Origin of the sequence: Bradyrhizobium sp. Mp27 (assembly GCF_029953005.1) — a bacterium.
Classification (GTDB): Bacteria; Pseudomonadota; Alphaproteobacteria; order Rhizobiales; family Xanthobacteraceae; genus Bradyrhizobium; species Bradyrhizobium barranii.
Genome location: NZ_JASAUS010000244.1, coordinates 1 through 7335, shown reverse-complemented (window position 1 = coordinate 7335; position 7335 = coordinate 1). Strand labels below are relative to the sequence as shown.

The window sequence follows — 7335 nt, the reverse complement described above, 5'->3', positions numbered from 1 at the left end:
TACGCCCTCCCGACGCAACGACAAAACCGTAAAGCCCCGCGTTCAGCATAACCCGGCAGGAATCCACTTAAATCCAGCGGGGCGCTGTCCAAACAACCGGGGCCAGCTCTCTTCAAGCCCTGCAATCGGTGGCAGGCGCTCCTTTCATCTGAAGGATAAAATGATGGCCGATACGAAGGCAGCGAGAGGCCGCATTTGGCAGCACATCCGAGCACGGCGGGTCTATCGCATGTGCAGGCGTGATCGCAATGCAAGGCGCAAAAATGAGGATCAGGGCAATTACTGCCTCGGCTCATTTGGAGGAAACTGGGCGCGAATGATCTTCGGCCAATCCGGCATTTTCTGACATCGCGTTTTTCCACACGCGAACGGCACCGCCAGCTCTTCCACAATGAGCGTCTCGCCCACATTCCTGCCATTCACTGACAGGACTCCGCACTTCCGCCCATGGTTGCATGTGCCGTTCTTGAATTTTTTTGCCGAGCATGAGCACGGCATATCCTTAAGGTCGATGGGGCCTTCTCGCAGCAAATCGCTTAGCCGTTGTTTTGATATCGCTCCTATTAGTTTTTCCTCAGCAGAAACCTTCCGCCAGGGAACGTTGGTGGTCTCGGGGCTGTCGTAACCGATCATTCTGTACTCGATACCGTTTAGGACAATCGAATCCCCGTCCTTCACGATGATGTCGGCAGCGTTTACGGGTTCGGCTTGTGCGCCGACTGCCGAAAAGGCCCAGAACGCAAAGATCATGGGGAAAAGCAGCAAGCGCTTCATGCAGCCGCCTTGTCTTCCTTGTCTGATCCGCGCGCGACGATCTTCAAGGCGTCATCAGGTAGCGGACGCTGCAGTGACTTCGCCTCATCCCATGGCGCGCGCATCCATACATCGCGCTCCTCGTCGGTAGTCAGAATTACCGGCATCGCCTTCGAGTGAATCGGCTCCACCACCGCGTTCGGCGAGGTTGTCAGAAAGCCGTAGACGAGGTGCGGCCCCGGCACCGGCTTGGATTTGGTGCCCCGGTCGCCTTTGAACTCGGTCCAGACCCCGGCGAACGACGTCAGCGGTCGTTCCTCGTTTAACGCGAACCACACCACATCCTTCTTCTTGGTCTCCGGGTTGGGCTCTGGCGCATATTCCGCGAAGCTGTTGAACGGAACTAGGCAGCGATTTTCTGGCTTCAGCCACATCCGCCAGTGTGGGGAGCTGGTGTTGCGGATGTTCGTGACCGGAGGTCCACCGGTGCGCGGTGGCGGCGGCATGCCCCAGCGCATCATCGTCAGCTCGCGCTCGGTCCCGGCATTGCGGATCACCGGCGCCGGATAATCTGGAAACACGCCCGGCATCGGCGCGAGGTTGCCGACATAACGGTTCACGACGCAAAAGAGCGCGCGGATCGCCTCTTGGTTCGTGGTGATCGAATAGAGATTGCACATCCTTAATCCCGCTCTCCCGGCCACCACGTTGACGCCGGATCATTTGCGGAAATTTTCGCCGCCCGCAACGATCAGATGGCTCCGCTTGTACGGTCGCCCTTGAAGCCGCGAGCAATCCTTGCACCGCATGTAGCGCTCCAGTTCATGGATCGGCGTAGCCTTCGGTCGGCGAACTATGCTCAGCGGCACGGTTTGATGCGTGCTGCAGCCCAAGCATTTCACCTCGAGATAGAGATATCCGGCGTTGAGGGCATCGCCTAACGAAGGGGACGGCTGCGCCGGTCCCTGAAAGCCGAGCATCCGCTTGTTCCAGGCCTCGCAGGCCAAACGGTCGGCGGTCTTGCGCGCCTCTACCGCCTGTTCCGCCGCAGCCCGAACCGACACGCCGTAAATGGATTCTCGTGACTTGGTGCCCATCGCCCATCAAAGCGGGTCGCAAAGGGCAACGCAAATGGCACTAGGGCTTGTGTCGGCGATTGCCATAACCCCGCCGAATGGTGGTTTGAGCGAATGGCTCACCTACCGAATGGCAAAAGGGCCGCATTGCTGCGGCCCTCCGCCAGCCCAAATTTGTTCGGGATGAAAACACCACGCTGGCAGGGGCAAGTTTATAGCGTCCTACAGGATTGAGGATTCCGTAGAATCACGGGGTTTCGAGGCCGAAAATCTCGATCGGGAAAAATCTGCAAACATTGGTGGTGGCGAGATCGGTCACGCCCCCTGATTGTTCGAGGTGCTCGGGAAGTAAGTAAAATGCTCGCAATTGCCCCCAAGGTGCGGCGGGCGTTTGTGAGTTTCCAGAGTGCCAAAGCGTATCGAGATGCCGGGGTTCATTAAACCCCAGCTCGCCACCCTGAAGACCAAAGCGCCGCAGGGCGATCAGTGGCTCCATGAGATCAAATACGACGGCTACCGCGTTCAGGTCCATCTCAACCGGGGAAGGAAGAAAGTCTTTACCCGCAACGGGCCCGACTGGACCAAGCGCTTCACGGAGATCGCCGGGGCGCTGGCCATTTCGGGCGAAGCCATCATCGATGGGGAGGTTGTGGTCGTCCATGAAGGACGTACCAACTTCTCGGAACTGCAGGCAGAGCTGGCTGCAGGCAGGCAGGGCCGCCTGATCTATTACGCCTTCGACCTTCTCTGGCGGAATGGCGACCTCCGCAAGCTGCCGCAAATCGAGCGCAAGCAACTGCTGCTCGACCTCCTCGGCGAGAACGATGTCGAGCTGCCCGTGCTCTACTCTGAACATCTCGTCGGCGACGGTCAGAAGATGTTTGAGCATGCCGCCAAGCTGAATTGGGAAGGCATCATATCCAAGCGAGCGGACGCCCCGTATCGGTCGGAGCGAAGTGAGAACTGGCTGAAGATCAAAGCCGTGCAGAAGGGCAAATTCCCTGTCGTCGGTTTTGTGAAGGACCCAAGCGGCGTTGCCGCGTTGTATCTCGGCAAGCAGGAAGGCAAAGACCTTGTTTACATGGGCAAGGTTGGGACTGGCTGGTCTCGCACCATCTCGAGCCAGATCAGGAAACAGCTCGACACTGTGGTTAGCCCGAAGTCAAAGCTGACCACGCCCATCAGGAAGCCGAAAGCAACATGGGTTGAGCCAAAGTTTTACGCTGATGTTGAATACCGGGACATCACGTCCGAAGGCTTGCTGCGAGCCAGCTCTTTCAAAAGACTGTCTCGGGGACAGCCTCAGAAATAGAAGTGGCCAGCGGACTGTCAGCCCGTTTGTGCGCCGCCGTCATCTCCGTAGGGTCTAGTTTGTCGCAGAAAATGCACTTCAACTCCGTGCGTCCGTCAAAACTATGCATGGGCACCAGACGCTTCCCGCACTGCAAACAATGCGTCACTCGGTCCTCCATGGTGACCTCCCTTCGAGGGTCCACCTCTCAAACTCTCTTCCGGACTTTCTGGTTCCAAGGCGGGCGTTGCAGCCGCCGCGTTAGTTTGAATATGTCAGCCATCCATACTGGATAGCGGGCAAGCGGCGGCGCATATTTCGGAAATGGTTGTCAGATGTCGAAATTGCGGTGCCGAGTATCACCGCGCTGTCGAGAAATTCTTGGTACCCCATACCGGCCACGCATCTTGTACGATCTGCGGTGACACGCTGGAGTATTGGGTTGACGACACGCACGTCGCCATATTCGAGCTAGTCAGGCATCCTGACGGAACTCCGAAAGGCACTTCCGCAGGTTAGATCATTACCAAAATTCAGAACACCAAGGCCCCGGAAGTGCCTCATGGCAGACATTGTCGGGGTGAGCTAAACTGCCATTGGCATCAACGTCCTTTGGCGGTCATCTGATGAGTCAGCAAGGACAATGGCAAGTCGCTGGAAGCGCACCCGAGATATATGAGCGGGAACTGGTCCCTGCCGTTTTTGGGCCATGGGCGCCGATACTCATAGGGCTTGCTGACCCGAAGCTGGGGGACCGCATCATCGATATCGCCTGCGGCACGGGAATCGTGGCGCGCATCGCAGCCGCGAAGGTGGGAGCAAGCGGTGCGGTAGCTGGCGTCGATCTCAATCCCGGCATGTTGAATGTTGCGCGATCCGTAAAGCCGGTAGATGACGCTGCTCCGGCGGAGTGGCTGGAAGCAAGTGCAGATAGGCTGCCATTTTCTGATGGTTCGTTCGATATTGCGTATTGCCAGCTCGGCCTTCAATTCTTCGCAGACCGACCGGCGGCTTTGCGCGAAATGCGCAGGGTCTTATCCAGTAAGGGTCGGCTCGCGGTGATGGTCTGGTGTGGCATCCACGAAAGCCCCGGCTTTGCAGCCTTCGCGGACATACTCGAACGAAACATTGGTTCTGCAGCCGCAACAATAATGCGTGCGCCTTTTGGATTGTCTGATGCTGCCGAGTTGAGCCAACTTGTCGCCGCAGCGGAATTTCGGAACATCAAACTGCAGCGGCGGGTCGGAGCTGTCGAATTTGCGTCAGCCGAACGATTTGTATTGAGTTATGTAGCGGGTTCGCCGCTGGCTAGTCATGTGTCGCAAGCGAGCGATGCGGCTCGAGAAAACCTGACGGCAGAGACCAAGTTGGCTCTGGAGAAATACGTGGGTAGTCGCGGGTTGTCGTTCCCAATAGCATCTCACTTGCTTGCGGCGACTGTTTGATTTTTCGGCCCTTGGCCCTTAGCAGGTCCTTTGCCGGCGCTGCGGTGGAAGCCAAGCAGCGTGATACGTTACCATTGCGGAAGTTCTAAACGAAACCTTCAACAGAACAGGGATGAACGCCCATGCCTTCGATCACCGCTATTGCCCATGAATTCTTTGCCGCATGCGAGACCGGGAAGGGTTGGGATGTCTGCAAGGCTTACTGCGCTCCAAACGCGACGTTCGCCGCCCAGGCAGAGCCGCTTGCAGATGTTAAAACACTCGCGGAATACGCGGACTGGATGAAGGGCCTGATGACGATCATGCCTGACGGACGTTACGAGGTAAAATCCTTTGCCACCGATGCTGAACGCAACAACGTTGCAGCCTATGCTGTCTTTTCGGGTACTCATACTGGCGTCGGTGGGCCGTGTGAACCGACCGGCAAGAAGACAACTTCAGACTATGTCTACGTGATGCAATTCACCGGCGACAAGATAAGCCACATGACGAAAATCTGGCACTCCGGCTTGGCGCTTAAGGAACTAGGATGGGCTTGAGGGCGCGATGAAGGTCGAGGGACGCTGCCACTGTGGCAAAATCGAATACGAGGCCGAAGTCGATGAAACCAAGGTTCAGATTTGCCATTGTTTGGATTGCCAAACACTGACGGGATCGGCTTATCGCGTAACGATCCCGGCTTCGCCGGATGGGTTTCGCATCAAGCGTGGCGAGCCGCGCGTCTACTACAAAACCGCAGACAGCGGCTCCCGCCGAGGCCATGCGTTTTGTGGCGATTGTGGCAGTCCTGTCTTTCGACTACCGACAGACAACAATCCGAATTATTCCCTTCGCGTGGGTGGACTCGATCAACGCATGGCCCTCGGTCCTCCACGCAGGCAAATTTGGGTTCGACGGCGACTGCCTTGGGCAGAAAACATCGGCATCATCCCTGCGATAAATTAAAGAGATATATGGTTCTGGCCACAGCAGACCTTGTCCGATGCATCACAACGCGGCCCCATCTACGCTGGCGGAGCGTTCTCCAACGGCGGCTCCGATGGGTTTGAACTATTGCAGCCGACCCGACCAAGGCCGGCAGCGAGCAAAATCCCCGCCTTTGACCGAAAGCGAACCGTAGAGATTCCACATGGGCTCGATCAAGCGCTGATCTCGCGCGCATAATGGGATGTGAAATGGATCACTGCACTCGAACCGTTCTGCGACTACCATTCATTCGGCTTTCCACCTTTGCGGTCCGCAGGATTGATCGCTGGCGCGCGCCTTAGCGGATTTGATTCTAGCGTCGAGGTCGCTTTAACTCAATCTTGGTGGTCAATGACCGAACAAGCCAAGGAAACTGTGATCATTGTGCACGGCACATTTGCGGCGCCTAGGCCTGGCCTGAGCCGCTGGTACCACCGGTGCGAAGGTCAATCTGCAACAGGCGATTTCATTGCGAAGCTCGATGCCGCGCTTCAAAAGCGCGGGTCTCAAGCACGATGTTGGGCGCACTGTAGCCAGAGCGACCAGAGTTTTTTTTGGTCCGGCGAGAACAGCTGGGTCGCCCGCACGAGGGCAGCAGCCGAGCTAGGCCAATATGTGCTGAAACTCAGGAATGACGGTTGGTGTTGCCATATTCTCGCGCACAGCCATGGCGGAAATGTTGTGCTTGAGGCGCTGCCGCAAATCACGCGCGCGCCCTCTTCTAATGGGGCCTTGGGAAAGATAGTTACACTGGGCACACCATTCATGGACACGATGTCACCGATCCGAGAGAGGATTGCGAGAAACCAAAGGCTTCCAATAGGACTATCTTGGACTGCCCTTTTTTCTCTAGTTCTATGGTTTGCAATTGCAGCGCTTGCTGGCATCTTCGAGTTGACTCCTGTCGATCCGGATCGCTTTGTGCTGTTCACATTTTCGACCTTCACAATCTCATTTCTTGTTCCTGCTTTCGTATTCTTGATCCTGTTCAGCCGGAGCCGAACTGAACCCGCCCTTAATCGAGCCTATCAAATGTCGCCCTTAAATTTCGTGGCCATCGGCAGCGTCATGGACGAACCCTGGCAACTCCTGCATTACATACGAAATGCCCCTAATCCGATGGCTCCCCAAAAAAACTTAATCCGCTACTTAATCTCATCGATGCAATCTCACATTTCCGAAAGCCGTCAAATCGCACGAATCTATGAGGTTAAGTCCTATGGCGATCTTAAACTGGTCGCCAAGCTACTTTTGGGGGTCGCGCACGTATTTTGGCTTTTGTTTCTTCTTCCTGTCGCTGTTGCGATTTTCATAGTGGGGATGATCGCACTCTTCCGCGGTGAGGTTCCGTCCGCTGCGGCACTGACCAACGTCTTGCTTGTTTTTGTTAGTCTTTGTGTTCTTTGCTTCGCGATGCTTCTGCTCCTCACACGTGGGTTCGGACCAGAGTTTTACTCGGCTTTCTTTGCGCCTTTTCGCTGGTGTGCCTATCGCGTTGGTGCCGTCAAGGGCATCTTCAGGGACATTGCAACATATATCGTCCTCAGCAGGGGCTGGTCAGTATTTCTGGCCATTACTATGGGGCTCGAAGGTTATCGGCACCAGCTTCCACTCATCGAGCAGCATCCGAGTGGCGTACTAGGCGTCGCATACGAAAGGATGCCGGAGGGCGCGGAACGGCGCGCGTTACTAACCCGTCTTATTCGTAAGAGTGCGCCTGAGGGCTGGCGAGCGTGGTGTAAAGCGCTGATACGGCGTAGGATTCGGTTGTGAAGCCAACCCCATCACCTCCAACCGCGAACGC

General features: G+C 56.4%; 7 protein-coding genes and 1 pseudogene. 5 read left to right on the top strand and 3 right to left on the bottom strand.

The features are described from left to right. Window positions 1-279: 279 nt before the first annotated feature. The 3 genes and pseudogenes from QJT78_RS46710 to QJT78_RS46700 all read right to left on the bottom strand — a co-directional run bounded on the left by QJT78_RS46710 (window position 280) and on the right by QJT78_RS46700 (window position 1850). Window positions 280-774 (bottom strand): thermonuclease family protein, encoded by a 495-nt coding sequence (locus QJT78_RS46710; RefSeq protein ID WP_281460698.1) that lies wholly within the window; start codon window positions 772-774, stop codon window positions 280-282. After that, window positions 771-1433, bottom strand: coding sequence for an SOS response-associated peptidase family protein (locus QJT78_RS46705; RefSeq protein ID WP_281460697.1), 663 nt, complete (start codon window positions 1431-1433; stop codon window positions 771-773). Before QJT78_RS46705 ends, QJT78_RS46710 begins: the two co-directional genes overlap by 4 nt. Before the next feature lie 2 nt (window positions 1434-1435). Beyond that, window positions 1436-1850: pseudogene (locus QJT78_RS46700) on the bottom strand (hypothetical protein). A 385-nt stretch (window positions 1851-2235) separates the two neighbouring features. Between QJT78_RS46700 and ligD the strand changes: the two are divergent. The 5 genes from ligD (at window position 2236) to QJT78_RS46675 (ending at window position 7304) form a co-directional block, all read left to right on the top strand. Then, window positions 2236-3141, top strand: coding sequence for a non-homologous end-joining DNA ligase (gene ligD / locus QJT78_RS46695; RefSeq protein WP_348652432.1), 906 nt, complete (start codon window positions 2236-2238; stop codon window positions 3139-3141). 605 nt (window positions 3142-3746) lie between these two features. Continuing rightward, window positions 3747-4565, top strand: coding sequence for a methyltransferase domain-containing protein (locus QJT78_RS46690; protein WP_281460696.1), 819 nt, complete (start codon window positions 3747-3749; stop codon window positions 4563-4565). A gap of 122 nt (window positions 4566-4687) precedes the next feature. After that, complete coding sequence (locus tag QJT78_RS46685; RefSeq protein WP_281460695.1) at window positions 4688-5104, top strand: nuclear transport factor 2 family protein; 417 nt, start codon at window positions 4688-4690, stop codon at window positions 5102-5104. Between the two features lie 7 nt (window positions 5105-5111). Next, entirely contained in the window at window positions 5112-5510 is a 399-nt protein-coding gene (locus QJT78_RS46680; RefSeq protein ID WP_281460694.1) for a GFA family protein, read from the top strand. A 225-nt stretch (window positions 5511-5735) separates the two neighbouring features. Beyond that, entirely contained in the window at window positions 5736-7304 is a 1569-nt protein-coding gene (locus tag QJT78_RS46675; RefSeq protein WP_281460693.1) for a hypothetical protein, read from the top strand. Window positions 7305-7335 lie beyond the last annotated feature (31 nt).

Bases quoted from the DNA above. Each gene is read 5' to 3' on its own strand.
- QJT78_RS46710 (WP_281460698.1), bottom strand. From the start codon at position 774: ATGAAGCGCTTGCTGCTTTTCCCCATGATCTTTGCGTTCTGGGCCTTT.
- QJT78_RS46705 (WP_281460697.1), bottom strand. From the start codon at position 1,433: ATGTGCAATCTCTATTCGATCACCACGAACCAAGAGGCGATCCGCGCG.
- QJT78_RS46690 (WP_281460696.1), top strand. From the start codon at position 3,747: ATGAGTCAGCAAGGACAATGGCAAGTCGCTGGAAGCGCACCCGAGATA.
- QJT78_RS46685 (WP_281460695.1), top strand. From the start codon at position 4,688: ATGCCTTCGATCACCGCTATTGCCCATGAATTCTTTGCCGCATGCGAG.
- QJT78_RS46680 (WP_281460694.1), top strand. From the start codon at position 5,112: ATGAAGGTCGAGGGACGCTGCCACTGTGGCAAAATCGAATACGAGGCC.